Origin of the sequence: Aeropyrum camini SY1 = JCM 12091, assembly GCF_000591035.1 — an archaeon.
Lineage (GTDB): Archaea > Thermoproteota > Thermoprotei_A > Sulfolobales > Acidilobaceae > Aeropyrum > Aeropyrum camini.
Map to the genome: position 1 here is coordinate 606,888 of NC_022521.1, position 24,827 is coordinate 631,714.

The following is a 24,827-nucleotide window of genomic DNA, read 5'->3' on the forward strand; positions in this document are numbered from 1 at the left end:
TGATAATTAGATTGAGAGGATAGGCTGGGTATTAAAACGTTTAGAGCTGGGGTCTATATTGCAGCCGCTGCACCACGCCTAAATGGGCCTGTAGCTCTCGCTAATGAATAAGTATTTTGTATGTTACATCAAATACATTCGAGTAGCTGGGTTTGTTTATTCGGGGTAATCCTATGAGTTATGAGGCACTGGGTGTCAGGTATGGAGAGGGAATTCATAAGAGGATTGAAGTATCAGTAATGATCTTCAACTTGATAGTCAAGGATACTATAAAAAGCCGGGTTGGAGAGGGTAGGAGCCTAGAGGAGATTGCCAATTCCCTCTCATACCTTGACATAGCCGACAGGGGCTTCATCATGATGGTGTCTGAACTCGGAGGCGTCTACCTCTCCTCCTCCCCCCTGATAAACACTACTGTGCTCTACCTCTCGGTGGCCAGCAGGGTTATCCAGAGGAGTGTGGAGGAGGGGTTGGAGGTTCAAAGTGTTTTCGAGAGGCTTGACAAGGCTTCCCAGCTCCTCGTTAGAGCCTTGTCACGCCTTGTGGAGGAGGGGTTCAGGCTAAGCATATCCAAGCTGGCCAAGGAGGCTTCCGGCCACAGGCTGTATATATACGGGAGCGAGCTGTTCTCGAGGGTGGCATACCAGCAGGCCTCCTCTGAGGGTGTCGAGGCGGTATTGATAGCCGCCTCCCCCTGGGACTCTCTCATATCCAGGGTGTCGGAGGATTATGGAGCCCCCATGGTATATTATTCCAACGTTAACCTCGAGTTTGCGACCAGAGGGGGCGGAGACTTCTACGTGGCTATAGAGGCTGAGTCGATATTCGAGGACCACCTCCTAGCCCTCGCCGGATCCCGGGGAGTAGCCGCTCTAGCGGGATTGTGGGGGGGCAGCGTGGGAGCCGTCTCCACACCCCTAGGCCCCTCACTCTGGACGCCAGAGTTCTTCACGAGCCTAAGGACCGGCGAGATAGTGCCCTCGTACATAATGGTCACCGAGTGGGGCGAGTCCCTCACGTTCAAAGCCCTGGACCCGATACCGAGGAGGGGGGTTGAAGCTATCTACATCGGCGACGGCAAGTTCCCAAGAGATGCAGACAACATAACCTTATCCTCCGAGTCGTCGAGGCTGGTCAGAGAGGTGCTGGAGGAGGTTTATGTCGAGGTCGGCTGACGGGGGGCGCATTTATTCGTAACAGCTAAATATTACTCCTCGCGGATCTAGAGTCAATATAAATAGATGCGTCTGGGCGCGCTCTGGCCGGGGAGGCAGGGCTAAGCTCCTGGCGAAGGTGTCTGCGTGTTGGAGGGCAGGTACAGGCCTAGCTTGGAGGGCTCCATAGCGAGGGCTGTCGAGTCGCTGAGGAACGGGATGCCGATTATGATATATGATGGGGACAGGCGTGAGGGCGAGGTGGACCTCGTCTACTACGCTGGCACGGTTTCCTGGAGGGAGGTCTACACCCTCAGGACGGTGGCGGGGGGCCTCATATGCTATGTGACGAGCGAGAGGGTTGGGAGGCTGCTTGGCCTCCCCTTCGCGCAGGAACTCCTCCTAACCCAGGAGAGCCTCGCACCCCTAGCCTCAAAGACGCCCAGCTATGGCGACCCCCCGGCTTTCTCCATATGGGTTAACCACGTCTCCGTGAAGACCGGGATAAGCGATGAGGACAGGGGGGTAACTATCTCTGGGCTCCACAGGGTGGTTGAGAAGGCTTATGGGGGGATGGTTGAGGAGGCCCGTAGGATGCTTGTTGAAGAGTTCATGTCGCCAGGCCACGTGCCCATACTGCTGGCCCGCAGCCTGGATAGGAGGAGGGGCCATACCGAGCTCACGGTAGCCCTGGGTAGGCTAGCGGGCCTGCCCCCGAGCTTTGTGATAGCCGAGATGCTAGGGGAGAGGTGGAGCCTGGGGCTTAGGGAGGCCGAGGCTATAGCGAGGGAGAGGAGAATACCCCTCTTGACGGGCGAGGAGATAGTGGAGGCGTGTAGCCGTGGAGAAGTGTGTTGGAGTGGCTGACACCACCTTTGCCCGGGTTGACATGGGGGGCGTGGCCCTAGAGGTCCTGAGGAGGAGGCTCCCGGGCTACAGGATAGTCAGGCACACGGTGCCGGGGATAAAGGACCTGCCCGGCGCCGCCAGGAGGCTGCTGGCGATGGGCTGCGAGGGGGTTATAACCCTCGGCTGGGTGGGCCGTAGGGAGGCGGACAAGCTAAGCTACCTCGCAGCCAGCGTCGGGCTTATAATGGTTGAGGTCCTCACTGGCAAGATAGTTATAGACGTTACAGTCCACGAGGACGAGGCCGAGGACCCCGAGGAGCTCGCGGCCATAGCTGTTGACAGGGCTAGGAAGCACGCTGAGAACCTCGCAGCACTGTTGAGGGAGGGGCCTGAGGCCCTAGTGAAGCAGGCCGGGCTGGGGCTTAGACAGGGCTACCCGGATGTGGGGCCGATAAAGTAGAGGCTCCCTATATAGCTCCCTGCAGTCCACGTAAATAGTTAAGGGCATATGAACCCCGGGAGTTTAGGGGTGCGTCTAGAGGCATGGTTGAGGAGGCTGTCGACGCGAGGAGCATGGGGGCTAGGTTCATAGAGAGGGTCAAGTCCATATGCGGCAACACCTCCCGGATACTCTATAAGTACGACGAGCCCACAGACCCTAGACACGGCTACATACCCCCCGAGAGGCCGCTGGAGGTTTACCTCAGGTACGGCATGATAGTGGTGGACAAGCCTCCGGGGCCGACGAGCCACGAGGTGGTGGCGTGGATAAAGAGAATGCTGGGAGTATCCAGGGCGGGCCACGGGGGGACCCTAGAGCCCCAGCCAGCCCTCTGGGGGCTGCGGGGCGGGGATATCCTAAGGTAACCGGAGTGCTCCCCGTGGCCCTGGAGAGGATGACGAGGATCATAGGGACGGTGATGCACAGCAGCAAGGAGTACGTGTGCGTGATGCAGCTGCACAGGCCCGTGGAGGAGGGGAGGCTGAGGGAGGTCCTCAGGCTTTTCGAGGGGGAGATATACCAGAAGCCGCCTCTGAGGAGCAGCGTGAAGAGGGCTCTGAGGACGAGGAGGATATTCAGGATAGAGCTGCTAGAGTACACAGGGAAGTACGCCCTGCTGAGGGTGGACTGCGAGGCCGGGACGTACATGAGGAAGCTCTGCTGGGACATAGGGCTGGTGCTCGGCGTTGGGGCGCACATGAGGGAGCTTAGGAGGGTTAGGACAGGCCCCTTCAGCGAGGACAGCGGCCTCATGGTGAGGCTGGACGACGTGGCCTATGCCGTCATAAGGTGGCGGGAGGAGGGTAAGGACGACCTTCTAAGGAGGGTGGTCATACCCGGGGAGTATAGCGTGTGCCACATACCCAAGGTGCTCGTGAGGGACTCCGCGGTAGAGAGCCTAACACACGGGGCCCAGCTAGCCGCTCCTGGCGTGGCCGCTGTGGAGGAGGGGGTGGAGAAGGGGGGTATGGTCGCCCTGATGACCCTCAAGGGCGAGCTCATAGGCCTGGGGAAAGCCCTAGCGAGCGCGGAGGAGATTCTCCAGGCTGAGAGGGGTATAGTGGTGGGCCCCACCAGGATAATAATGGAGAGGGGCCTCTACCCGAGGATGTGGAAACGCCAGCAGACCCCCCAGGGGGCTTAGGGCTAGGAGGAGCGGGGGTGTGGGCTGTGAGGAAGCCTGTCCACCTCGAGGCCGGCCCCGGGGATATAGCCCCCCTCGCCGTGGCGGTCGGCGACCCCGGGAGGGCTGACAGGCTGGCCTCCAGCCTACTAGAGGACGCCAGGCTAGTCTCCTCAGCCAGGGGGCTTAGGGTCTACACCGGATCCTTCAACGGCTCCGAGGTGACGATAGCCACCCACGGCATAGGCGGGCCCTCCGCCGCCATCGTATTCGAGGAGCTGAGGATGCTGGGGGCCGAGGTTATGGTGAGGCTGGGCACCTCAGGCGGCCTCTCCAAGGACCTTAGGCTGGGGGACGTGGTTGTGGCTGCGGGGGCCGGCTGCTACTGGGGCGCGGGGGGGAGCATACAGTACGCGGGGGAGAGGCCCATATGCCTCCCAGCCTCCCCCGACCCCCTCCTCACCTCGAGGATATACAGGGGCCTCTACACCAGGCTTGGGGGGAGGGTGGTGCTAGCCCCCGTCCTCTCCAGCGACGCCTTCTACGCCGAGACTCCCGAGGCGGCGGGTAGGTGGAGCAGCCTGGGTATGGCGGCTGTGGAGATGGAGCTCCACACGCTCTTCAGCCTATCATGGATACGGGGCTTCCGCTCGGCTGGCGTGTTGATAGTCTCCGACCTGCTCCACACCGGGGGGTTCGAGCGGATAGACCCCGGGGAGCTTGCAGGGAGGGAGGTTGAGGTTGGTAAAGCTCTTCTCGAGGTCCTCACAGGAGAAGTCTAGCAAGCCGAGGACCCCTATAACCCTGGGCTGGCTGGGGTTCATAGGCGGCCTTCTCAAGGTCGTGTCGGCCCTCTACCTAGTCTTCATACTAGGCCTCTTCAGCAGCGTAAAATCCGTGCTCGCCAGCGCGGAGAGGCTGGCGCTCCAGCTCGAGAGCCAGGGCGGCTTCGAGCCCGGCGACGCCGCTGCCCTCGTGGCCTACATAACCGGGGGGCTGAGGTCTATCTTGGCCGGGAACGCCCTGGGCATAGCGGCCGCCCTCTTCCTATGGATACTCGGCACCATCCTCTTCTCAAGGGAGTGGGAGAGGATAGCGGGCTACTGGCCCTCCATAGCGAGGAGGGCCTTCCACCTCTTCACCTGGCTCTCCAGGCTCGGCGCCCTAGCGGCGGGCGTGGTCACGGGACTCATACTCTCCAGGCTATCGGGCGACATGTCCTCCATAGCAGCTGGGGTTAGGCTCAGCTACATTGTGGCGACGCTCTATCTCCTCCCCCTCCTCCCCCCGGTGGTCTACTCCCTCCTATCCCTCAAGTACCCGCCACCGAGCTCGAGGGCGGGGGTGCTGCTGCTCCTAGCCGGGGCTGTTCTCTACGTGTACAGCATGTACAGCGTCATACAGGCCTTCAGACCCCTATCGGCCGTGGCGGGCCCCCTGGAGGAGGTCCTTAGGGGCGGTTTGAACCAGCATTCGGAGGCGGAGCTGGTGAACGGGTTTATAGAGGCGCTGAGGATATTGATGGACAGGGTTAGGAACACCCTCATAGCCCTAGCCCTAGCATCCGCCTTCTACACCCTAGGTTTCGCCGTGATAGGCTTTAGGAGGAGGCCCTAGCAGCATTACGACTATGCTGTTTAGGTTGGTGCCCGTGAGCCCTGTGGAAACAAGGCTGCCCGCGTAGGCGAAGGCCCTCTCGCTATCGTTCTCCGCCAGCAGCTGGTACGGGTCGAGCCCCGCCTCCCTGAGGGCCACGGGGAGCCAGGGCCAGGCCACAGCCCCGGCCGCGTCGCTCCTCCCGTCTATACCGTCGGTATCCATAGCCAGTATGGCCGCCGGCGACTCTGGGCTCCAGTAGGCCATTGCCAGGCTCCAGGCCAGGGCGAGCTCCATGTTCCTACCCCCCCTACCGCCTCCCCTCACAGTCACAGTAGTCTCCCCCCCAGCCAGTATGGCCGCCGGGGGCTCCACGGGCACCCCCCTGTCTAGGGCCTCGAGGGCTATGCTAGCCAGGGCGCGGCCGACCTCCCTGGACTCGCCCTCCAGCCTCGAGGTCAGTATAAGGGTGTTGAACCCCATGCCGCCCAGCCAGGAGGCGAGGTCCTGGAGGACGTCCATGTTGGAGGCCGCCAGGCTGTTCTCAGTGGTGGAGAGCCTCTCGTCCCCGGGCTTGGGAGTCTCCTCAACCTCGCCCCGGGCGCCCGCCTCCAGCAGCTCCACCACCCTTGGCGGCGTGGAGCCCCGGAGGCCGTACCTCTCGAGCACCGCCAGGGCGTCGCGATACGTCGTGGGGTCGGGCACCGTGGGGCCGGAGGCTATCATGTCCAGCCTGTCCCCGGGCACGTCGCTCGCATAAACCCCCAGCACCCTCGCTGGGTATGCCGCGGCGGCCAGCCTCCCGCCCTTTATCCTCGAGAGGTGCTTCCTCACCGTGTTGATCTCGTGTATAGAGGCGCCGGACTTGAGGAGGAGCATGTTAACCTCCCTCAGGTCCTCGAGAGCCAGCCCCCCCATAGGCACCTCGGCCAGCGCGCTCCCGCCCCCCGAGACCAGCACCACCACAGTGTCGCCCTCCCCCGCGGAGCCGGCCCACTCCAGCAGCCTCCTACCCGCCCTGAGGCTCCACTCGTCGGGCAGGGGGTGGCTACCCTCCACGACCTCGAGCCCCTCAACACCCCCCCTCATACCCCGGGGCTTAACCACCACACCCCCCTCAGGCTCGAGACACTCCAGCGCCCCACGGGCCATCTGCAGCGCCCCCTTACCCAGCGCGAGGACCACGGCTCGGGAGCGGCATAGGCCGCGTTGCTCCAGGAGGCTCCTCACCCTCCAGTCCAGCCTCGAAGCCTCCAAAACCCTCTCAACAGCGGCCCCGAGAATCCTGGCCAGCTCCCTCTGCTCCCCAGGCCCCATATCCAGTGGCAAAAGGCCGCACCCAGTCTAACGTAAGGGAGGCCCGCGAGGATTTAACCCGGCGGCCGCCCCCCGGCTATACTCTTCGCCCCCCGCACCTCCGGCAGGGGGAGGGGGCCAAGGTAGGGTTTCGCCTCCACCCACACCTCCAGCGTGAAGTCCGCGCCACCCAGGATGGAGGCTAGGATTCTAAACGCGCTCACACTAACATCCATGTAAACAGTCCTCGACGACCCGGGTTCCAGGTGGACGGGGGATCTCGAGTACAGCACGGCGACCTCCTCCAGGCTCCCGCCTGAGGAGGCGTAGACCCTAACCTCCACCCTCTCAACCCTAAAGCCGAACCTCGTAGGATTCTCAATAATAACCGCCACACCCCCTCCAACGGGGCAGAAACATTTAAATTATAGTATATTGTAGCATTCTATAGTGGAGTGTAGCGGTTGAGCGAGAGGCTATTACATCCGAGGGAAGCGAGTAGGCGGTTGGGTATTCATTATGTTACTTTGAAGAGGTGGATTTACTCTGGCAAGATACGTGCTGTCCAGACTCCTACTGGACGTTGGATGATTCCAGAGAGCGAGGTAGAGAGGATAATTGGGGGAAAAGTGGAGGAAAGGGAAGTTAGGGCTGTCATCTATGCACGTGTTAGCTCTAACGACCAGAGGAGTGACCTGGAGAGGCAGATTCAATACCTTACACAGTATTGTTCTGCTAAGGGATACAAGGTAGTTGATATCCTAAGTGATGTAGCGAGCGGGCTAAAAACTAGCCGTAGAGGTTTGCTGAAGCTCTTCAAATACGTGGCTGATAGGCAAGTAGATGTAGTAGTTGTTACCTACAAGGACAGGCTTACGAGGTTTGGCTTTGAGTACCTGGAGTACTTCTTCAAGAAGTGCGGCGTGAGGATAGAGGTTATCTATAGCGAGGAGCCCAAGGATGCCTACCAGGAGCTGGTTGAGGATTTGTTAGCTATAGTTACCTCATTCGCAGGCAAGCTCTACGGGATGAGGAGTCATAGGAAAAGAAAGCTAGTCCAGGGATTCAGGGAGCTCCTAGAGGAGGTTGAGAGGGATGGCTAGGGTTGCTAGAACGGTTATCGTTAGAAGCGCTCCGTTACCGAGGAAAAAATTCAATGCTCTCGTCGAGCTTGAAGGTATGTACCGCAACATGGTTGAGCAGCTGGTAATGCATGCCGTCAGGAATGGGATACGGAGCTTCATTAGGCTTAAAGCTTTAAAGTACCGCGAGATGAGGAAACTATACCCGCATCTACCCTCGCACTACGCCTACACGACCTGCCAGGACGCCTCCACCAGGGCTAAGAGCTTCCTTAGGCTGAAGAAGCGGGGTTTAACTAGGAGGGAGCACCCGGAGGTTAGAAGCGTCGTAATATGGCTCGACGACCACCTATGGAAGCCCATCGGTTTAACCTTTATCAGGATAGTGACTCACAAGGGGTGGATTAAGGTGGAGCTCGAGCCTCACAGGCAATACTGGAGGTACGTTAATAGGGGGTGGAGGCTGGCTTCCGAGGCTAAGATGAAGCTTGACAGGAAAAATAGACGGATTATAGTCTACCTAACTCTCGTTAAAGAAGTTGATGAGTATAAGACTAGAGGATACCTACCTGTTGATGTTAACGAAAATAATGTAACGATTCTGGTTGACGGCGCTGCCATCCTCTTCGAGACTGGCATGAGGAAGCTAGTCCTAGGCTACTACTATCGTAGGAAGAAGGTGCAACAGAAATATGATGAACTCTATGGCGTGAAGTCGAGGATTAAGAGAATGATTTTGAGGAAGCTCAGAGAGCGTAAGAAGAAACAGGACGTTAGGGGGAAGATTGCTAACATAATTGTTAGAACCGCTTATGAGAAGCAATATGCCATTGTCATTGAGGAGTTAGGCAAGAGACCGGCCAACAATATGATTAGGAAAGTAAAGGACAAGCAGTTAAGGCATAGGATTTTCCAAGCATCCTTCAGAGGTGTTCAGAGAGCAATAGAGGAGAAGGCAAGGGAGTATGGCGTCCAAGTAGTCTATGTGAACCCAAAGAACACTTCAAGGCTATGCCCGCTACATAACGCTCCGCTCGCCTATAGTAATGGCTCGAGGGGGGGAAGGTGTAGGAAGGGCGGGGAGCAGTGGCATCGTGATGTAGTAGCCACCTGGAACCTCCTCCTTAGAGCCCTGCGGGGTGATGGGAGCGCTGCTCCAAGCCCCGCAGGCCCCACCCTAGATGGGGGCCGCGTGCCGTTCGGCCCGACCGCCACCCATGAGCCCACGCGGGTGCCCAAGCCCGTGTGGGCGAGGTGGAACACCCTACCACAGATACAAAACTCTACAACTATAAACAGAATGAAGCGGTAGGGTGAAACGGTCGAAGTCCACAAGCCTGACCCTGAGGTCCTCCAGTGCCTGGGAGGCGCTCCAGTAGAGGGTGGCGTATGAGCCAGCTAAAACTGCCAGGAGTAGCATGGCGACAGCCACGGGCAGCGAGGCCCTCCCAACCACCCTCCAGCAACCCCCCAGTATAGGGTCTACTCTCCGGGGTTTAGGCTGGCCTGGGGGGCTCCCGGGCTTGTGCCCCGGCGTCTGTAGGCCCTGTGGATTATCGCCCCGGCTATGGCTAGGAGGAGGGCGGCTTTTATGTAGGTGGCTATCGTTGGGGGGGCTAGGGGTGCTAGGGGGTTGGGGGTGGTGTGCCAAGTCAGTATGACCGCGGCTGTGGCGGTGTCCTGGGCTAGGAGGAGGGGGTAGAGTGCTGGTGTGAAGAGGGGTGTCGATAGGGCTAGGAGTGCTGGGAGGAGGTTCATCTGGGGAGTGTAGACGTAGGTGCCTAGCAGGTAGGCTGAGAGGGTTGTGAACGCTGCTGTTATAGGGTCGAGCCTGAGCAGCCTAGAGGCGGCCAGCGCGGCTAGTACAGCCAGGGCTGCGAGGACCTGGGAGGCCCTCCTGAGCCCGGGGCTGAAGGGGTCTCCGAACACTAGGAGCCAGCTCCCCTCTATATACCAGCCCGAGTGGTGGCGGTAGAAATCCTCTATATAACCCGGCGCCAGGGCCTCGGCGGCGAGGAAGGAGGCGGCGGTGACCGCGAAAGCCGCGGCCGCCGCCCAGAGCCCCCGCCTCCCGGCGGCCACGGGGAGGGCGGCCGCGGCTAGCAGGGGGAGCAGCTTGGCCGCCCCTCCCAGGCCTAGCAGTATGCCGGCGGCCAGGCTCCTGCCTCGGGTGAACATGTAGAGGCCCCAGAGCATCGGGGCCGCCGCCAGGAGGTCCCAGTTGTAGACGGAGTAGACGGCCATGCTGGGTAGGAGGGCGGCGGCCAACGCCCTCTCAACCCCCGCAAGCCTCCTAACAGCCTCCACCGAGAGCAGCCCCATGGCCGTGGCTGCGAGAGCCTGGATTATGTAGTGGCTCTCCAGCCCTCCCAGACCGGGGAGGCGGATGTTGGCCGAGAGGAGCCATAGGAGACCGACTAGAGGGGGGTACTCTAGGTAGAAGTCCCTGTAGGGCAGGAGGAGGCCCCCGCCCCCCTGGGGGGCGGTCCTGGCTATCCTGTCTAGGTAGAGGCTGACTATGTCGGAGTATATCGGCGACTCCAGCCCCGGGTGGTGGAGGGCGATGGCAAGGCCCAGCGTCAGCAGCGCCGCCGCCAGGTGGATGTTGCACGCGGCGAGCCGAGCAAGCCTCTGGCGCAAGGCAGCCCCCTCCACCACGCGCCTTCAACCCCCCATGCCAGGCTAGCGAACGAGGCTCCTCCTGAGGTCCTCAACCTCCCCCTCCAGCATGTAGAGGTTGGACTCCAGCTGCTCCCAGAGTATGCTGCGGCTTATGGCTCTGGGGGGTGGTGTGGGGGAGAGGGAGTAGAGCATCCTCTCCTCCCTCCCGACCTCCACAACTGCGAGAGGCGGCCTGCCCCTATCGAGGTCCTCGAGAACCCTCTTGAACAGGGCGGCCTCCGGCATGTAGAGGGCCTCCAGGGGCCTGGACTCCCACCTGAGGCTGCCGTAGTGGACAACCTTCAGGAGCCTCCTGGACGCCTCTCTGAACAGCGGCCCCCAGCCCGCCCTCCTGGCTATAGACTCGAGTATGTAGAGCAGCCTCCTCCCCCTCAACCCCGCCCCTGAGAGGGCTGAGCGGAAGTGGGCGGCCAGCCTCGGCCACTCGGGCCCCTGTGCCATGCTCCTCACGGCTGCCTCAACAGCAGCCCAGGCGGTGGGCCACGAGACCCTGTCCGGGGTGTCCCTAGGAGTGTGGTACACCTCCTCCACCCCGGGGCACCAGAGGCTGTGGAGGGAGAGCGTGGGTATCCCCGCCCAGGCCATCATGATGCTGTCGCACTCTGGGCACTCGCAGCACCTCTCCACGGCACCCGCCTCCAGGGCGCGGCCCACCAGCTGGGGGGCCCCGCTCGCCACCAGGCACCTGTAGCCGGCGACGTCGAAGTTTATATAGGCCTCCACCCCCTCCGCCGCCCCGCTCTCCCGGAGGAGGCGGGCGTAGCTCATGCTACCCGCCCCCCAGTACCAAGAGGCCATACCGGGCATGCCGTGCTCCTCAGCCCCGAACACCACAACACCCGCCGCCAGCCCCCTCCCCCTCAGCCTCCTCACGGTCTCTACGGCCTGGGCCACACCCAGTATGTTGTCCGTGAACCCTGTGTACCAGTGGTCCAGGTGCGCCCCGGCCAGCACCACCCCCCCGCGCCCACCATCCACAGCCACGAGGTTGTAGTCCCTCCTCCTCTCTACACAAGCATCCACCCAAACCCTCACAAACCCCGCCCGCAGGGCGCGGGCCGAGTAGCCCAGGGGGACTGTGGCCACGGGTATGGGGGTGGGGCTCCCCACGCTGGTGCTATACCCCCAGTCACCCCCCGTCACTATAACCCTCGGGTCCCTAGACTCCACCAGGAGCGCCTCAGCCCCCGCCTCCGCCGCCAGGAGGGCAGCCGCCTTGAGATCGTCCACAACACCCGGAGCCCGGGCCACGACCACACGCCCCCCCGCGTCCACCCCCCTCCAGCTGCGGGCCAGGCTTGGATCCCCCTCAAGCACCAGAGGCCTACCCTCAACATCACCCCCCAGAACATAGGGGCCCACGGAGTGCCAGGGGGCGGGGGGTTCGAGGCCCGAGGACCTCAGGACCCAGGCGTCAACCCAGAACTCGTGAAGCCTAGACTGGACCCCCAGGCCATCCTCAAGATAGCCCCTCACAACCTCGACAGCCGGCCTCGAAGACCCTGCATGCACCCCCCGCCAGCCCGACACGCTCTTCAGAGAGGAGTAGAGCCGCAGCGCCTCCCCAGCCAGCCCCCTCCAGACAGGCACCCCCGGGACCCCCCCGCCTATGGGGGGAGGAGGGCGGCTCATATAAAACAGTCTTAGACGCCAAACCACAAGCCCGGGTGGAGGCGGCGCCGTGGAGGGGTGCAGCGGCCTCGCGGTCACAGCCATCGGGGTGTCGACGGTCGAGTCTATCCCCCTCCACCACTACAAGCCCGGGGGGCTTGCTCTAAGGCTCTATACTGGCCCCCACGGAGCCCCCAGGCCTCCGGCTGGCGTCTCGAGGGGCTGCCTCGAGTGGGGTTTGGAGGTGTGCGAGTGGATCTCCAGGCCAGGCAGCTTCCCGGCCTACGCTGTGGGGCTAGACAAGCTCCGGGGGGTCGCGGGGAGGTGGGGTGTGGAGGCCGTGGTGCTCGACGGGCTGGAGTCGTGGCTCCACGCCCCCTGCGCCTCCCGCCTCGGCCTCCCCCTGGTGGCGAGGACCCAGGGCCTCCTGGAGCCGGGCGGCGGGGAGCTGGGCCTCCTTGAGGCTCTGGCTGTGGAGTACACCTATCTCCTCTGGGGCGGGGGCTCGAACCTCGCCCTGGCCAGGGCCGTGGAGAGGGCCGCCGGGGCGGGTGTGTGGGTGGAGATAATAGTCTACACCCCCCGGCCCGTGGAGACGACGCTCCTAGCACCCCCCCTCCAGGCGGCGAGAGAAGCCGGGGCGCCCCTCCACATCGTGGCCCTAGACCACGGGGGCGGCGGGCCCCTAACCAGGCTCGCCGGGGAGCTTGAGAGGCTCCACTGGCCTGTGTACATACACTCACCCCCCTACAGCAGGCTCGACACCCGTTGCCCCCGCTGCGGCACAGTGGTAGCCACCAGGAGGGAGGGGCTGCTGGACGCCATGGAGCTCGCCAAGGGCGGAGGGTGCCCCCGCTGCGGGGCCCCGGTGCCTGTGAGGGGGGGATGGAGGAGGGGGACACCAGGGTGGTTCAGGAGGCTGGCTCCACAGGGTGTTTACTGGATAGACCCCAGGGCCCTCGGGGGGAGGCCCCTCTAAACCACCCGGGGGAAAACTTATAACCTCTCGCCGTCTTTAAGGAGTTGGACACCAGCAGTCTTGGAGGTGATGGCCCGTGAAGTTCTGCCCCAAGTGCGGCGGCGTCATGCTGCCCAGGAAGGATGGCGAGAAGAGGCTGCTAGTCTGCAGCAGCTGCGGCTACACAGTAGAGGCCAAGCCCGAGGACCTCAGCAGGTACAAGGGCGTGGAGAAGGTCAAGGACCACGTGCTGACGACCAAGACGGTGAACGTGGTTAAGAAGAGGCAGAGGGAGAAGGAGGAGATAGAGCAGGCGAGGGAGGAGTACTACGAGCTCGTGCTCGAGCAGCTGGGAGAGTACGGTGAGTAGCCTGGGGGACCCCCTAGAGGCTACTAGAATGCCTTTAGTTTAGAACGCCCCGGGCCCCCGCCCTCCCATCGCTATCATATTGGGGGCCCGCGGAGGGGGGCTGCAGCCCCCCGCCCTCCACCTCGCTCCTCCTCACCACAGTCATACCAACCCTCAGCACAGCCCCCCGCCTGAGGACCTCCACGAGGTCCCTCCTCAGGTCGGTGGCGGCCTTGGAGCTCCCTATCATAACCGTCTCCGGGCCGACGTGGCTGCTCCTCCTAAACACCATCCTCCTCCCGTCGCCGAAGCTCAGCCCGGGGTGGCCCCTGCCGACGGCGGTGTCGCAGACCCCGCCGGAGCAGAGGACGACTATTATGATCGAGTCGCGGCTCCTAGCCAGGCTCTTAAACCACTGGGGGAGGCTCCTGGGTGTCACGCTGCTCCTGATCCCTATGATGCAGTCGCCCCTGGGGGTCAGATAGTCGTCGCTCGTGATCTCGAACGTTGTCCTATGGGTAGCCCTAACGTTAGGGTGCCCCCAGGCCTGGAAGAACACCCACCTACCCACAACCTCAAGCCCAGCCTCAGCCAACAACAACCCCCCAGGGGCGGACCCGCGGCCTCCACACAATCCCTAGGAGCCAAAACCTTATAGTTTCCACCCCTCCGGGCGGCCTCCAGTTCGGGTGGACGGTTGAAAAGCCCGGTGCCAAGGGCCGTTTTAGAACCCTCCACACCCCCTCCAACAACCGGGACGTCTCGGAGGTGGACTGTGTTAAGGGAGGGCGACCCCTACAGGGAGGCTAGGCTTAGGATGGTGGAGCAGCTGAGGAGGAGCGGGCTGGTCACCAGCAGCCGGGTGCTCGAGGCCATGGCCCGGGTGCCCCGCCACCTCTTCGTGCCCCCGGAGTACAGGGGGATGGCGTATGAGGACAGGCCCCTCCCCATAGGCCACGGCCAGACGATAAGCGCCCCCGGGGTGGTGGGGAGGATGCTCCAGCTCCTCGACCCCAGGCCCGGGGATAGGGTGCTGGACGTGGGGGCGGGCAGCGGCTACCAGTCCGCCCTCCTGGCGGAGCTCGTATCCCCCGGGGGCAGGGTGTACGCGGTGGAGAGGATACCCGAGCTGGCTGAGTACGCCAGGGAGAACCTAGGGAGGGCGGGCTACCTGGGGGTAGTGGAGGTTGTGGTGGGCGACGGGAGCAGGGGCCTCCCACAGCACGCCCCCTACCAGAGGATAAAAGTGGCCGCCGCCGCCCCCAAACCCCCCAAACCCCTGGTGGAACAGCTAGCATCCGGCGGGAGAATGGTGATACCCATAGGAACCCCAGACCTCCAGGTCCTCACGGTGATAGAGAAGACGCCCGAGGGCCGGGTGAGGGAGTGGAGGGACATAGAGTTCCTCTTCGTACCACTAATAGGCGAGCACGGATACAGAGAAGACTGGCGGAAACAATACTGGCAATGGTGGCGATGACGACTGTGGTTGGCACAGAACCCCAAAAGAAAGAGAGGGGGTGATGAAGACTAGGAGCCCACAGAGCCTTAATTAATATGTAATATGAAATATGATGTATGATGTATGAAACAAAAATTAAATATAAATAATTAATGTTGGAGACTTAACTATTGCACTGTGCCTTCCGTTATCGTTACAGGTACACTTGTCTGTCCGCTTTTCTCGAAACTAACAACAACCACAGCTGTATCGCCTGGGTTCACGCTGGTAAAGTTGCAATCAGGACTTGCGCCTCCCAAAGCTATTGCATTTGAGTCATACCAGCCGCTGGAATTAGCATTTATAGTAGTGTTATTAAACTTAGCGGTTATATCACAAAACTCGTTGTTTATGGATAAACCTACGCTCAATATCTTGTCGCTTCCACTGCCAGTGTTAACTATGTATATGCTAACCTTCATTTGATCGTCAGCAGTACTATTTGGGTCAGCGCCTTTATCATAAATGATTTTTGCTGCTGATACTTGTATTTGTGGGCTTCCTGTTGCGAAGCTTCCCCATAGTCCGAAGAGCCATCCTGCTACTGCTATGCTTATGGCTATCGCCACCGCTACTATTATGACTGTTGCTATAACCGGCGAGATACCCCTCCTAACCTTCACCTCGGGTCTCACCACTCTGTTTTGTGTCTATAGATAGTTTTTTGTGTTTGGTCTTGTTAAAATGGTTTTGATAGTAATACCGTTTTATCGGATCGTGGGCGTTTAGCTTTTTGGTATTAAAGGTTGCCTAGGGCTCTCGGGGTTCTTTTAAGGGTTTATGGCGGCCTTGTGTGGAAGACTTTCTCCACGAGGTCTATGCTCGCCTTCCTAACCCACTCCTCCGCCTCTAGGCTTGTGGAGGCTACTTCCCTTAGCTTCCTGGCTAGGAGCCAGGGTTCTACTACTGCGCCTGGCCTGGCGGGGTCGTCGAGGTAGTCGCTCTCCACCAGGTAATGGGGTGGCTCTCTGGCTATGGCGTGTTCGAGGAGCTTGGGGACCCCGGGTATGGTGGCGTTGTACCCCCTGGCCACAGCCTCCCTCGCCACCCTGAGGGTTGCGTGGTGGAATATAACCATGCCCCTCCTAGCCCCCGTGGCCCCCGCTCTCCGGAGTATCCTGTCCACCGTCTCCACGGTGGCGGGCCCCTCGTTCTCGAGGTGGAGCTGCACCAGGCAGCCCTCCTCCAGGGCGGCTGCCACAGCCTCCTCCATGACAGCCATTGCTATAGCCACCCTGAGGGGGCTGGTCTTGTAGTGCTGCCTCCCCACCTCACCCACACCCTCTATAGCACCCTCCCTGCAGAGCCTCCTGAGGACCTCAACCGCCCCTAGGGCGGTCTCGAGGGCCTTCTCCGGGGGCTGGCGGTACTTGTCTATCATCCTGTCAACCTCAGCGGGGTGGACGCCGGCGAAGCACGCCACCCTCAGCCCCTCCCCGCGGGCGGCGTTGCACTCCCGGAGGTGTATCTCGTACATCCTCCTGTAGGCCTCCACCCCTGTTGGGGCTAGGCCGTAGCTCCAGGTTGTGAGGGTTAGGAGGGCGGCGAACCAGCCCCCCTCCCTCCTGAACCTCCTAGCCGCCTCCCTAGCCCCCAGGCCTCTCACGGGGTTTGTGTGCATGTGTGCGTCAGCCACGGGGATACTGGTGGACAAGCCCTCTAGCCACCCCTCTTCTCCGCGTATAGGGCGGGCCTGCCTGGGAGGGCGTTGGCCCTCCTGGGGCTCCCGCCCTCCTCCTCAGTCTCCACCACAACCCTAACCCCCAGCTCGGCCTCCAGTAGCTGGGCGGCGTCCCTGAGGGCCTCCAGCTCCACCTGGCGGGGGGCTGCTCTCCTGAGGACCTCGGGCGCCCTTGTGAGCTGCTGGACCAGCCTTGCCGCCTCCCTCTTGTCCACGCCGTCTATGTTGAAGGCTTCTCTGAGGGCCTCCTTCATGCTGGCGCCCCTCTCCCTCGCCCTCCTGACGGCCTCGACAGCCCTGTACTTCCACTCGGCCGCCACTGTCACCACGAGTGTGTCGGCGCCTCCCAGGAGCTTGAGGACCTCCCTCGCATCCTCGAGCACGGCCTGCACCGTCTCCTCGGCGGCCTCCGCCTCGGGGCTTATCTTATCCTCCGCCGCCTCCGGCCATGGGGCTGTGGAGGCGAAGCCCTCCCTTCCCATGGCCTCCCAGGCCTCCTCTGCGGTGTGGGGTGCGAAGGGGGCTATGAGTAGGGTCTGGACCTCTATGAACCTCCTTAGGAGGTCCTCCCTGGGCTCGCCCCCGGCCCTCCTTAGGTACCACCTGTAGCTCTCCTGCAGCTTGTACCACGCCTCCACCAGGGCTGTCTTGAAGTTTGCCTCCTCCATGAGCCTCGTGACCCTGGCTATGGTGGAGTTTAGCCTGCTCTCGAACCACCTGTCTATCCACCTCTCCTCCCTCCTCGCCGCCCTCCCGTAGTTCTCCCTTACGAAGTCTATCCACTGGCTTAGGATTGAGACGGCGCTGTCGGCGACGCTGGGCTCGAAGTTCGCGTCGTCGAGCCCCGAGTCGGCGCCCGCGAGGACCTCGGCCCACCTGGTGGCGTCGGCGCCCCACCAGTCTAGGGCCTGCCTTAGGAGGATGAAGTTGCCCTTGGACTTGCTCATCTTCTCCCCCGCTACCAGGACCCAGCCGTTCACCCCTATGGCCCTGGGCCACAGCTCCCTGGGGAATATGGCTGTGTGGTGGAATATGAAGAAGACTAGGTGGTTGGGTATGAGGTCCTTGCCGCTTATCCTCATGTCCAGCGGGTACCAGTATAGGAACTCCCTCCTCATCTCCTCCAGCAGCCCCTGGGGTATGCCGCTCCTCCTGGACACCTCCCCGGGGTCGCCCACGCCTAGGAAGACGTAGTCGAAGACCTCGGGCGTCAGCATCTCCGGCTCTACGCCGTACTTCTCGGGGTGCTGGGTGTACTTGGCTATGGTGTAGTAGGCCATGTATATTGTGGAGTCGCTGAGGCTCTCTATAACCCACTCCCTATCCCAGGGGAGGGGGGTGCCGAGCTCGCCCTTGTGGGTGAAGGCCCAGTCCCTCAGCGCCTCTATGTTAGCCTCGAAATCCCTCCTCACGTGGCCGGGGAGGAACTCCATCCTCGCCACCGCCTCCCTCGCCAGCGCCTTCCACTCGGGCTTGCTGTAGAGGAGGAACCACTGGTCCTCAACGATCTTCACATGCGTCCTGGCCCCGCACCTGCAGTAGACCTCCTGGGGGAGGGTGTAGATCCTGAGGGCCGCCCCCATGGACTCCAGCCACTCCACAACCTTCTCCTTAGCCTCGGCCACCTTCAACCCGCTGAACCTGCCCGTCGTCTCGAGCATTATCCCCTCGTAGAACTCCCTCGCATAAACCTCCCTGGTGGCCTCGTCCAGCTTCTCCCTATCCAGCTGGCTCTCCACACCCCTCCTCCTAACCTCCTCAACCACCAGGAGCCCCTCAGCCCGGGGGACGGCTATCAGCTGTATAGGCTCCAGGGCCTCCACAACCCCCGGCTCCAGACCGTACTCCCTCAGGGTCTCCGGCCTCCTCTTCAGCTCCATGAGGGCGACGTAGTCGTAGGGAGCGTGGGCGGGGACGCTCATTACAACCCCCGTGCCCAGGTCTGGCCTCACGAAGCTTGCCGGCAGCACGGGAACCTCCCTGCCGTCGGCTGGGTTGACCACTATCCTCCCCAGCAGCCTCCTCCCCTCGACCCTCTCGAGGATCACCACTCTGTGGCCCTGGTCAGCCAGCTCCCTGGCTCCCTGCTCCCCAATGATCCACCTCTCCCCCCCGTCCACCTCCGCCACGAGGTAGGTGGCGTCTGGGTGGACCCAGAGGTTGGTGACGCCGAATACCGTTTCGGGCCTGTAGGTGAGGGCCGGGTATACCAGCCCGTCCCTGCCCCTGAACTTTATGATCACCGCCTCCTGGGGGCCTATGCCGGCGTACTCGTCGGGCCTATCGTGGTCCCCCACCACCTTCTGCTCCTTGGGGCACCACACCACCGGGTGGCGGCCCTTCCCCACAAACCCCTTCTCCCTCAGCTTCAGGTACTGCCACTCTATGAACCTGGAGTAGGCGGGGTTGAGGCTGGTGGTGTAGAACTCCCTCCTCCAGTCTATGCTCATCCCATACCTCTCCAGGTCCCTCCTCCAGGCTTTCGTGAAGAACTCGACCCAGTACCTGGGGTCCCTGAACCTCGGTATATCCTCCTCGGGTATGCCCATGTCCCTCAGCGCCTTGATTATCCTGGGGTCGCCCTCCCTAACCCTGAGGGCGGAGCTCACTATTGGGCCTCCGGTGGCGTGCCACCCCTGGGGGAAGAGGACGTTGTAGCCCCTCATCCTCTTGTACCTGGCCATGATGTCTACCCTGAGGATGGTGAACGCGCTCCCCAGGTGGGGGTAGGCGTTGACGTAGGGGTAGGGGAAGGTTATGAAGAACTTCCTCTTCCCCGGCTGGGGGTCGGCCTCGAACAGCCTGGCCTCGCGCCACCTCTCCTGCCACTTCTCCTCCACAGCCTTGAGCCTCTCCACAGCCTCCCTAGGCGCCCTGGGCCTTATCTCCAAAACCCTGCACCCGGCCCTGGTGATAGTGGTGCTGCCGGGTAGTTATCCCTTAGGCCTCCGCCGGATAAATCCCCCGGCGTCCACTATAGTTTCTCGGTGCGATGTTTTGGCTAAACCCAAGGTTATAGTCCCCATGGTAACCCCCCTCCGAGGCGGCTCCGTCGACAAGGCCGCCGCCTCCTGGCTCGCCTCCAGACTCTCGGAGAGCGGGGTTGACGGTGTCTTCGTCCCGGGCACCACGGGCGAGTGGTACCTCCTCGACCCCCACGAGAGGGCTGAGGCGTTCTTCGCAGTAGCCTCAAGCGCCATAGCGGGGCTCAGGCTAGTGGCGGGCGTCTCGGGGTACAGGCCTGAGGAGTCCTACAGGCTGGCGGAGGAGGCCGCGGGCCACGGGGCCCACGCGGTGATGGCCGTGCCCCCAATCTACTTCAAGCCCTCGACAGACTTCCTGAGGGAGTTCTACGGCGAGATCAAGAGGAGGGCCGGGGGGCTGCCAACATACATCTACATATTCCCCGAGAGGATGGGCTACACCCTAGCCCTAGACCAGGTTGAGGCCCTTGTGGAGGCGGGTGTTGTCGACGGGATAAAGGCTACGGTCACCGACGCCGCCTACATAGCGGGCCTGGCCGCCGTTAAGGAGAGGAACCCCGGGTTCGAGGTCCTCGCCGGGGGGCTGGAGATGCTCGTCCACACATCCCTCTCCGGCGGAGACGGCGTGGTTGACGCCTACTCCAACGTAGCCCCCAGGCTGGCGGTAGAGCTCGCGGATAGCCTGGAGAAGGGGCCTGTGGAGAGGGTGGCGGGGCTCCAGGCCAAGGTCCTCAAGCTCTCCAGGATACTCGGGAAGAGGAGCCTCCCCTCCGTCTTGAAGGCGGTGTTGCACGTGCTAGGCGCTCCCGTGACAGGCGAGGTTAGGAGGCCGCTCAAACCGCTGACCCAGCCCGAGGCTAACGCAGCGGCCAACGCCCTCTGCACAGGCTACAGGGAATATCTGCTCCCAGGCCTGGAATGCTAGAGCCTCCCCCAGCAGTCACCTCCAGCCCCGCGTGGTAGGCTGCTTAGGAGGGCCCCGGCGTTGGCAGCCCTGCTAAGGCTTGAAGGGGTTTGGAAGATGCTCGGCGGCCGCTGGGTGCTGCGGGGGGTTACCCTGGCCCTGGAGCCCGGGGAGGCGGTGGTTGTGTCCGGGGCGAACGGCTCGGGGAAGACGACAATGCTGCGGCTGGCGGCCGGGCTGATGGAGCCCTCCCGCGGCAGGGTGTGGTGGCGCTGCCCCCGGGGGCCCCGGGGGTGCGTGGGGTATGTGGGCCACACCCCCATGGTCTACGGGGATCTAACTGTCAGGGAGAACATCGAGTTCTTCTCCGCCCTCCACGGCTCGGGGCTCGATAGGTCGCCCCTAGCGGCGGAGGCCTGGAGGCTCATGGGGCTGGAGAGGTATAGCGGCAGCCTGGCGTCACAGCTCAGCTTCGGATGGCGTAGGAGGCTCGACATGGTTAGGGCCCTCCTAGGCTTCCCCAGCCTCCTCCTCCTGGACGAGCCTTTCACGGGCCTCGACCAGGGGGCCTCGGAGGCCCTCTCCAGGCTCCTCAGGCTAGCCCTGGGGGAGGGCCTGGCACTCCTCATGACGACACCGCTCCCCGACCCCCGCTACCTGGGGCTAGCCCACAGGGTTTACACGCTCGAGGAGGGGGTTCTGGCGGAGGCCTCCTAGAGGGGGGTGGCCCAGCTGTCTAGGGCTTTCCTCTGGCTGGTGAGGAAGGAGCTGCTCCTGGCCGCCAGGAACCCGGTGCTCCTGGCTACTCAGGCCCTCTTCACCCTTGCCATGGCTGTGGCGGCTGGGGCTTTGGAGCATAGTAGCCTGCTGGAGCCAGGGTTCAGCCTGCCGCCTATGCTGGCGGCGCTAGCCCTCTTCCAGGCCGTGTTCACCGCCTACACATCCTACATCAGGGAGGCCGAGTGGGGTACTCTTGAGGCACTGAGGACCTCGCCCGTCGACCCTGGGCTGGTCTATCTGGCGAAGACCCTCTACTCCGCGGCCTCCATATTCCTGACGACCCTGGCGTTCCTCCCGGTGTACGCCGTGCTCGCCTCCCCCCCGATACCCCTCTGGGGCTACCTCATGCTGGGGGGGTGGATACTCCTCTCCTCCCTCCTGCTGGGGGGCGTTGCCAGCCTCTCTTCGGCTATGCTCTCCTACAGCAGGAACCAGGCCCTCCTGACTCCCACGGTACTGGCTGTCGTCTCGGCCCCCTACATGAGGGTGGCCTCCAGGCCCCTCGCCGACCTTGGGGCCGGGCTCGAGCCTCCGGGGGGGTGGTGGGCAGCTCTCGCGGCGGCGGCCCTCCTCTTCACCCTGGTGGGCTACAGCCTCTCCCGCCAGCTCTCCTAGTCGAAGTCGACCACCTTGACCGCCTCCCTCCCCTCCAGCCTCCTCACGCTCATGTACCTGTAGCTTATCCTCTTGAGGTAGGGGTTGTGGCCCTGTATGACGACGGTGTGGAGCCTGGCGTCCGACCTCTTCAGGCTGTCCTCGACGACGTCTATGTTTAGCCTGTCCTCCCCGTCCGTTATCAACACTATATCGCTTATCCTCTGCTCCCCACGGGGCGTCCTGAGGATGTCGTCCGCCGCAGTCTTTATCGCCGCCGTTATGTCAGTGCCACCCCCGGCCTTGACGGCGGCCAGGTACTTGACCAGCTCCAGGAAGTCCCTCGGCTTGCTCCTCGGCCTCAGGTGTATCGCCGGGTAGGTTACGCTGTCGAAGAAACGGGCTGAGAACCTCCGGTTCTCGGCGAGGCTCCTCCTGAAGAGGGCTACCGCCACAGCCCTAGCCCAGTCTATCTTTGCCCCCACCATGCTCCCGCTCTTGTCCAGGAGCACGTATATCGGCCCCCTGCTCGAGTCGAGGACCTTCCTGTAGAGGAGGAGCTTCGAGCTGGAGTAGCTCGCCCAGAAGTACTCGTCCGGGAGTATTAGCTGGGAGTAGTGTATCCTCTCCAGGTCGCTCCCATACTCCAGCCCGTCGAACCAGCCCTTGGGGCTCCTAGTCTCCCTCCTGCTCCTCCTCTTCATTATCTCCCTTATACCCTGGACGTTCTCCAGCACCCTGCTGACGTCGGTCTCCCGGGCTATCCTGAGTATGAACTCTATGTTCTCGTCGAACGCTAGAACACTAGTATCCCCCGCCCCCATCATAGAGAGGAGCTGCTTCACGTTCTTAGCCGCCCTGGCATCCTTCTCCACAGACTCCAGAGCCTTCTCCACCATCTCCCTCAGCTTCTCCTCCTCAAACTCACCCCCAGGCTCCCCCTCGCCCTGGCCACCCTGGTTCTCCCCCTCCTTCTCCTCCCTATCCCTACTCCTCCCCCTCTGGGGCCTCTGCAGCCTCGAGAGGAGCCTGGCAAGCCTCTCCACAAAGCTAGCCGCCGCCACAACGCTCGTCAGGCTGTCCGCGGTGGTGTATGGCTTGGCCCTCCAGAGGTTGGGGCTCATGAGAAGGCTCTCTAGAACCCTCCTCCTGAAGACCGCCTCCTCACCCCACTCCAGAGGCGGCTGCTCCTCCAGCGCGGGGACGGGGTAGTAGAAGGTGTAGAAGACGTCCACCGCGAGCTCGGGGGATATTATATCGGGGATCCCCGAGATGTTGAGCTTCCTCGCGGTGGACAGTATCTTCTGGCCCCTGTAAAGCTTGAGATCGTCTATAACCCCCACTCCCTTTATCAGGCTCCTCCTCTCCCTCCCAGCGTCAGACCCCTCTCCAGACCTATCCTCGGTCAAGAAGCCAGCCACCCCAACCCCCCGGGGCTCTGGGGGTTTACATGTTGAGCTTGGCCATTATCTCCTCGAGGAGGAGGTCCACCGCTATAATTATCTCGTCCGCCATCCTCTGCACCTCGGGGTCGTCGAGGTCCTTGACAAGGTGCGCCACCCTGTTTCTCGTGGCTTTGAGGCTTCTGAAGTAGTCGGTGAGCCTTGGGTCGAAGCTCTGCATCCTGGTTATCACTGACTGGGCGTTCTCGACGTTCTTCCTTATCTCCTCGAGCTCCCTGAGGACCCTGTCCTTCGTCTTAAGCTCCTCCATCAGTATGATGTTGATCTTGTCGAAGTCCTCCGGGTCCTTGGGGACCGTGTACTTGAGCACTATGAGGTCGCTCTCCTCGGCGCTGGACCTCCCGTTGAGGAGGGCGTGGGCCGCGACGGCCTTCAGGATCTTGCCCTTCCTCCTGTCGGTCACGTGGAGGCCCTTCTCCTCCAGCAGGACGAAGAGCCTTATCAGGCTCGGCTTCACCGGGGAGACGTCGACGCTCATCACATGCTTGTTTATCTCCTTAAGCTCCTCCATGCTCATTATGGGCTTGGCCGCCTCGTACTCCCCCTTCTCGAGGCTCCAGGCCGCGTCTAGCAGCTTGTCCCAGTGGTCCTGGTCCAGCGGCTTGACGTAGTCCCTGTAGACGAACCTGTCGTAGAGGGCCTCGAGCTCCGGCTCCTCGGGAACCCTGTTGCTCGCCCCTATTATACTCCATATCGGCACCCTGATCTCGCTGTACCCGTCGTACACTATCCTCTCCTGCATGAGGCTGAGGAGGGTGTTCAGCACGGCGCTGTTCGCGTTGAAAACCTCGTCGAGAAACGCGATCTCAGCCTCCGGCAGCTTCCCCCGGGTTATCCTAACGTACCTCCCCTCCCTCAGAGACCTGAGGTCCAGGGGGCCGAAGAGCTCGCTGGGCTCGGTGAACCTGGTTAGAAGGTACTTGAAGAACCTTGCGTTCAGCAGCTCCGCAGCCCTCCTGGCGAGGGCGCTCTTGGCGGTGCCAGGCTCCCCTATCATGACCACGTGCTCGCCGCTTACCAGGGCTAGGGTCAGCATGAGCGCCTGCTCATGCCTGCCCACGAATGGCTTCTCAAGCTCCTGGAGGAACTTTCGGGCGAGGCCTGAGGCCGTCCTAAAGTCCATAGCACTGGAACCCCTTCCCATAGAACCCCCTTCAGGGACCACCCTGGAGTTTCACACCCACATTAAACCCATAGGCGGGGCCTCTTTAAACGCTTTCTTACAAACAAACAGGCCCGTAAACAGTTATATAGAGGCTTGGTGGAGGGCTGTGGAGCCGCCTGAGGACCTCGTGGGGGTTGCTGTCGAGTACTCGGCCAGGGCCTACGCCCCCTACTCCCGCTTCAGGGTTGGGGCCGCTGTGAAGACCTCGGACGGCCGGGTCTACGGTGGCTGCAACGTGGAGAATTCTAGCTACGGCCTCACAGTCTGCGCCGAGAGGACGGCGGTGTTCAAGGCTGTCTCCGAGGGGTCGGCGGGTGTGGAGGAGATTGTGGTCTACGCGGCCGACAGCGACGAGCCCGTGCCACCCTGCGGCGCCTGCCTCCAGGTGCTGAGCGAGCACGCCAGGGGAGACCCCCCGGTCTACATGGTATCCCGCTCTGGGAGGGTGAGGTACGCAAGGCTCTCCCAGCTGCTTCCGATGGCCTTCAGGCTGGGGGAGGGGCGGGGCTGAGGCTGCACCCTGGGTGGCCTCTGTGTTTAAGCACCCCCGCGG

General features: G+C 62.3%; 27 protein-coding genes. 16 read left to right on the forward strand and 11 right to left on the reverse strand.

Translation table 11 applies throughout. From position 1 onward, the window contains the following. Positions 1 to 173 precede the first annotated feature (173 nt). From ACAM_RS03340 to ACAM_RS03365, 7 genes are all read left to right on the forward strand, one after another. On the forward strand, positions 174 to 1,175 hold the full coding sequence (locus tag ACAM_RS03340; protein ID WP_022541392.1) for a hypothetical protein: 1,002 nt from the start codon (positions 174 to 176) through the stop codon (positions 1,173 to 1,175). A 129-nt stretch (positions 1,176 to 1,304) separates the two neighbouring features. Further along, positions 1,305 to 2,021 carry a 3,4-dihydroxy-2-butanone-4-phosphate synthase gene (locus tag ACAM_RS03345; protein ID WP_022541393.1) on the forward strand — a complete coding sequence of 239 codons (717 nt, stop codon included), beginning with the start codon at positions 1,305 to 1,307 and terminating at the stop codon, positions 2,019 to 2,021. Beyond that, on the forward strand, positions 1,996 to 2,463 hold the full coding sequence (gene ribC, locus ACAM_RS03350) for a riboflavin synthase (protein ID WP_022541394.1): 468 nt from the start codon (positions 1,996 to 1,998) through the stop codon (positions 2,461 to 2,463). Before ACAM_RS03345 ends, ribC begins: the two co-directional genes overlap by 26 nt. A gap of 83 nt (positions 2,464 to 2,546) precedes the next feature. Next, the gene (locus ACAM_RS08445) at positions 2,547 to 2,870 is read left to right on the forward strand and encodes an H/ACA RNA-protein complex component Cbf5p (protein WP_022541395.1); all 324 of its coding nucleotides are present in this window, start codon (positions 2,547 to 2,549) and stop codon (positions 2,868 to 2,870) included. Positions 2,871 to 2,884: 14 nt separating this feature from the next. Then, positions 2,885 to 3,649 (forward strand): RNA-guided pseudouridylation complex pseudouridine synthase subunit Cbf5, encoded by a 765-nt coding sequence (locus ACAM_RS03355; RefSeq protein ID WP_022541396.1) that lies wholly within the window; start codon positions 2,885 to 2,887, stop codon positions 3,647 to 3,649. A 26-nt stretch (positions 3,650 to 3,675) separates the two neighbouring features. Further along, positions 3,676 to 4,410 (forward strand): purine-nucleoside phosphorylase, encoded by a 735-nt coding sequence (locus tag ACAM_RS03360; protein WP_022541397.1) that lies wholly within the window; start codon positions 3,676 to 3,678, stop codon positions 4,408 to 4,410. Next, the gene (locus ACAM_RS03365) at positions 4,370 to 5,245 is read left to right on the forward strand and encodes a hypothetical protein (protein WP_022541398.1); all 876 of its coding nucleotides are present in this window, start codon (positions 4,370 to 4,372) and stop codon (positions 5,243 to 5,245) included. The genes ACAM_RS03360 and ACAM_RS03365 overlap by 41 nt, the downstream gene beginning before the upstream one ends. Here the strand turns inward: ACAM_RS03365 and ACAM_RS03370 are convergent. Together ACAM_RS03370 and ACAM_RS03375 are read right to left on the reverse strand one after the other, a co-directional pair. Continuing rightward, on the reverse strand, positions 5,207 to 6,553 hold the full coding sequence (locus ACAM_RS03370) for a glycerate kinase type-2 family protein (RefSeq protein WP_022541399.1): 1,347 nt from the start codon (positions 6,551 to 6,553) through the stop codon (positions 5,207 to 5,209). The two genes, ACAM_RS03365 and ACAM_RS03370, sit on opposite strands and share 39 nt — an antisense overlap. A gap of 41 nt (positions 6,554 to 6,594) precedes the next feature. Next, the gene (locus tag ACAM_RS03375; RefSeq protein ID WP_022541400.1) at positions 6,595 to 6,915 is read right to left on the reverse strand and encodes an LEA/WHy family protein; all 321 of its coding nucleotides are present in this window, start codon (positions 6,913 to 6,915) and stop codon (positions 6,595 to 6,597) included. A 69-nt stretch (positions 6,916 to 6,984) separates the two neighbouring features. Between ACAM_RS03375 and ACAM_RS03380 the strand changes: the two genes are divergently transcribed. Together ACAM_RS03380 and ACAM_RS03385 are read left to right on the forward strand one after the other, a co-directional pair. Beyond that, on the forward strand, positions 6,985 to 7,623 hold the full coding sequence (locus ACAM_RS03380; RefSeq protein ID WP_062662910.1) for an IS607 family transposase: 639 nt from the start codon (positions 6,985 to 6,987) through the stop codon (positions 7,621 to 7,623). After that, positions 7,616 to 8,914, forward strand: a complete 1,299-nt coding sequence (locus ACAM_RS03385) for an RNA-guided endonuclease InsQ/TnpB family protein (protein WP_022541402.1) — start codon at positions 7,616 to 7,618, stop codon at positions 8,912 to 8,914. Before ACAM_RS03380 ends, ACAM_RS03385 begins: the two co-directional genes overlap by 8 nt. Here the strand turns inward: ACAM_RS03385 and ACAM_RS03390 are convergent. Genes ACAM_RS03390 through ACAM_RS03400 form a run of 3 tightly spaced genes read right to left on the reverse strand, consistent with a single transcriptional unit; the run spans position 8,867 to position 11,874 of the window. Further along, on the reverse strand, positions 8,867 to 9,058 hold the full coding sequence (locus ACAM_RS03390) for a hypothetical protein (RefSeq protein WP_022541403.1): 192 nt from the start codon (positions 9,056 to 9,058) through the stop codon (positions 8,867 to 8,869). The two genes, ACAM_RS03385 and ACAM_RS03390, sit on opposite strands and share 48 nt — an antisense overlap. Positions 9,059 to 9,084: 26 nt before the next feature. Next, positions 9,085 to 10,242, reverse strand: a complete 1,158-nt coding sequence (locus ACAM_RS03395; protein WP_158318589.1) for a glycosyltransferase 87 family protein — start codon at positions 10,240 to 10,242, stop codon at positions 9,085 to 9,087. Between the two features lie 42 nt (positions 10,243 to 10,284). Beyond that, positions 10,285 to 11,874, reverse strand: a complete 1,590-nt coding sequence (locus tag ACAM_RS03400; protein WP_022541405.1) for a M28 family peptidase — start codon at positions 11,872 to 11,874, stop codon at positions 10,285 to 10,287. Positions 11,875 to 11,965: 91 nt separating this feature from the next. Here ACAM_RS03400 and ACAM_RS03405 point away from each other — a divergent pair, with 91 nt between their 5' ends. Together ACAM_RS03405 and ACAM_RS03410 are read left to right on the forward strand one after the other, a co-directional pair. Continuing rightward, the gene (locus ACAM_RS03405; RefSeq protein WP_022541406.1) at positions 11,966 to 12,874 is read left to right on the forward strand and encodes a pyruvate-formate lyase-activating enzyme; all 909 of its coding nucleotides are present in this window, start codon (positions 11,966 to 11,968) and stop codon (positions 12,872 to 12,874) included. 76 nt (positions 12,875 to 12,950) lie between these two features. Beyond that, positions 12,951 to 13,223: an RPA12/RPB9/RPC11 RNA polymerase family protein gene (locus ACAM_RS03410; RefSeq protein ID WP_022541407.1), complete on the forward strand. Its 273-nt coding sequence runs from the start codon at positions 12,951 to 12,953 to the stop codon at positions 13,221 to 13,223. A gap of 34 nt (positions 13,224 to 13,257) precedes the next feature. On the opposite strand, the gene ACAM_RS03415 is transcribed toward ACAM_RS03410, so the two are convergent. Next, the gene (locus ACAM_RS03415) at positions 13,258 to 13,797 is read right to left on the reverse strand and encodes a DUF371 domain-containing protein (protein ID WP_158318590.1); all 540 of its coding nucleotides are present in this window, start codon (positions 13,795 to 13,797) and stop codon (positions 13,258 to 13,260) included. 102 nt (positions 13,798 to 13,899) lie between these two features. Between ACAM_RS03415 and ACAM_RS03420 the strand changes: the two genes are divergently transcribed. Further along, positions 13,900 to 14,682, forward strand: a complete 783-nt coding sequence (locus tag ACAM_RS03420; RefSeq protein WP_022541409.1) for a protein-L-isoaspartate(D-aspartate) O-methyltransferase — start codon at positions 13,900 to 13,902, stop codon at positions 14,680 to 14,682. 149 nt (positions 14,683 to 14,831) lie between these two features. On the opposite strand, the gene ACAM_RS08405 is transcribed toward ACAM_RS03420, so the two are convergent. The 3 genes from ACAM_RS08405 to leuS form a co-directional block, all read right to left on the reverse strand. Then, positions 14,832 to 15,326: an archaellin/type IV pilin N-terminal domain-containing protein gene (locus tag ACAM_RS08405; protein ID WP_022541410.1), complete on the reverse strand. Its 495-nt coding sequence runs from the start codon at positions 15,324 to 15,326 to the stop codon at positions 14,832 to 14,834. 155 nt (positions 15,327 to 15,481) lie between these two features. Continuing rightward, positions 15,482 to 16,357: a TatD family hydrolase gene (locus tag ACAM_RS03430; protein ID WP_022541411.1), complete on the reverse strand. Its 876-nt coding sequence runs from the start codon at positions 16,355 to 16,357 to the stop codon at positions 15,482 to 15,484. Positions 16,358 to 16,362: 5 nt separating this feature from the next. After that, entirely contained in the window at positions 16,363 to 19,275 is a 2,913-nt protein-coding gene (gene leuS, locus ACAM_RS03435; protein WP_232502308.1) for a leucine--tRNA ligase, read from the reverse strand. A gap of 106 nt (positions 19,276 to 19,381) precedes the next feature. On the opposite strand from leuS, the gene ACAM_RS03440 reads away from it, so the two are divergent. From ACAM_RS03440 to ACAM_RS03450, 3 genes are read left to right on the forward strand one after another with little or no spacing between them, the layout of a single operon-like run. Beyond that, positions 19,382 to 20,293 carry a dihydrodipicolinate synthase family protein gene (locus ACAM_RS03440; RefSeq protein WP_022541413.1) on the forward strand — a complete coding sequence of 304 codons (912 nt, stop codon included), beginning with the start codon at positions 19,382 to 19,384 and terminating at the stop codon, positions 20,291 to 20,293. 60 nt (positions 20,294 to 20,353) lie between these two features. After that, positions 20,354 to 20,989, forward strand: a complete 636-nt coding sequence (locus ACAM_RS03445) for an ABC transporter ATP-binding protein (protein WP_022541414.1) — start codon at positions 20,354 to 20,356, stop codon at positions 20,987 to 20,989. A gap of 6 nt (positions 20,990 to 20,995) precedes the next feature. Next, positions 20,996 to 21,667: an ABC transporter permease gene (locus ACAM_RS03450; RefSeq protein ID WP_022541415.1), complete on the forward strand. Its 672-nt coding sequence runs from the start codon at positions 20,996 to 20,998 to the stop codon at positions 21,665 to 21,667. Here the strand turns inward: ACAM_RS03450 and ACAM_RS03455 are convergent. Both ACAM_RS03455 and ACAM_RS03460 read right to left on the reverse strand, forming a co-directional pair. Further along, positions 21,664 to 23,055: a vWA domain-containing protein gene (locus tag ACAM_RS03455; protein ID WP_148706386.1), complete on the reverse strand. Its 1,392-nt coding sequence runs from the start codon at positions 23,053 to 23,055 to the stop codon at positions 21,664 to 21,666. The two genes, ACAM_RS03450 and ACAM_RS03455, sit on opposite strands and share 4 nt — an antisense overlap. A 37-nt stretch (positions 23,056 to 23,092) precedes the next feature. Next, positions 23,093 to 24,232, reverse strand: coding sequence for an AAA family ATPase (locus ACAM_RS03460; protein WP_022541417.1), 1,140 nt, complete (start codon positions 24,230 to 24,232; stop codon positions 23,093 to 23,095). A 148-nt stretch (positions 24,233 to 24,380) separates the two neighbouring features. Between ACAM_RS03460 and cdd the strand changes: the two genes are divergently transcribed. Continuing rightward, a complete protein-coding gene (gene cdd / locus ACAM_RS03465; RefSeq protein ID WP_022541418.1) occupies positions 24,381 to 24,785 on the forward strand; it encodes a cytidine deaminase in 405 nt (134 codons plus the stop codon). The last annotated feature ends 42 nt before the right edge of the window (positions 24,786 to 24,827 follow it).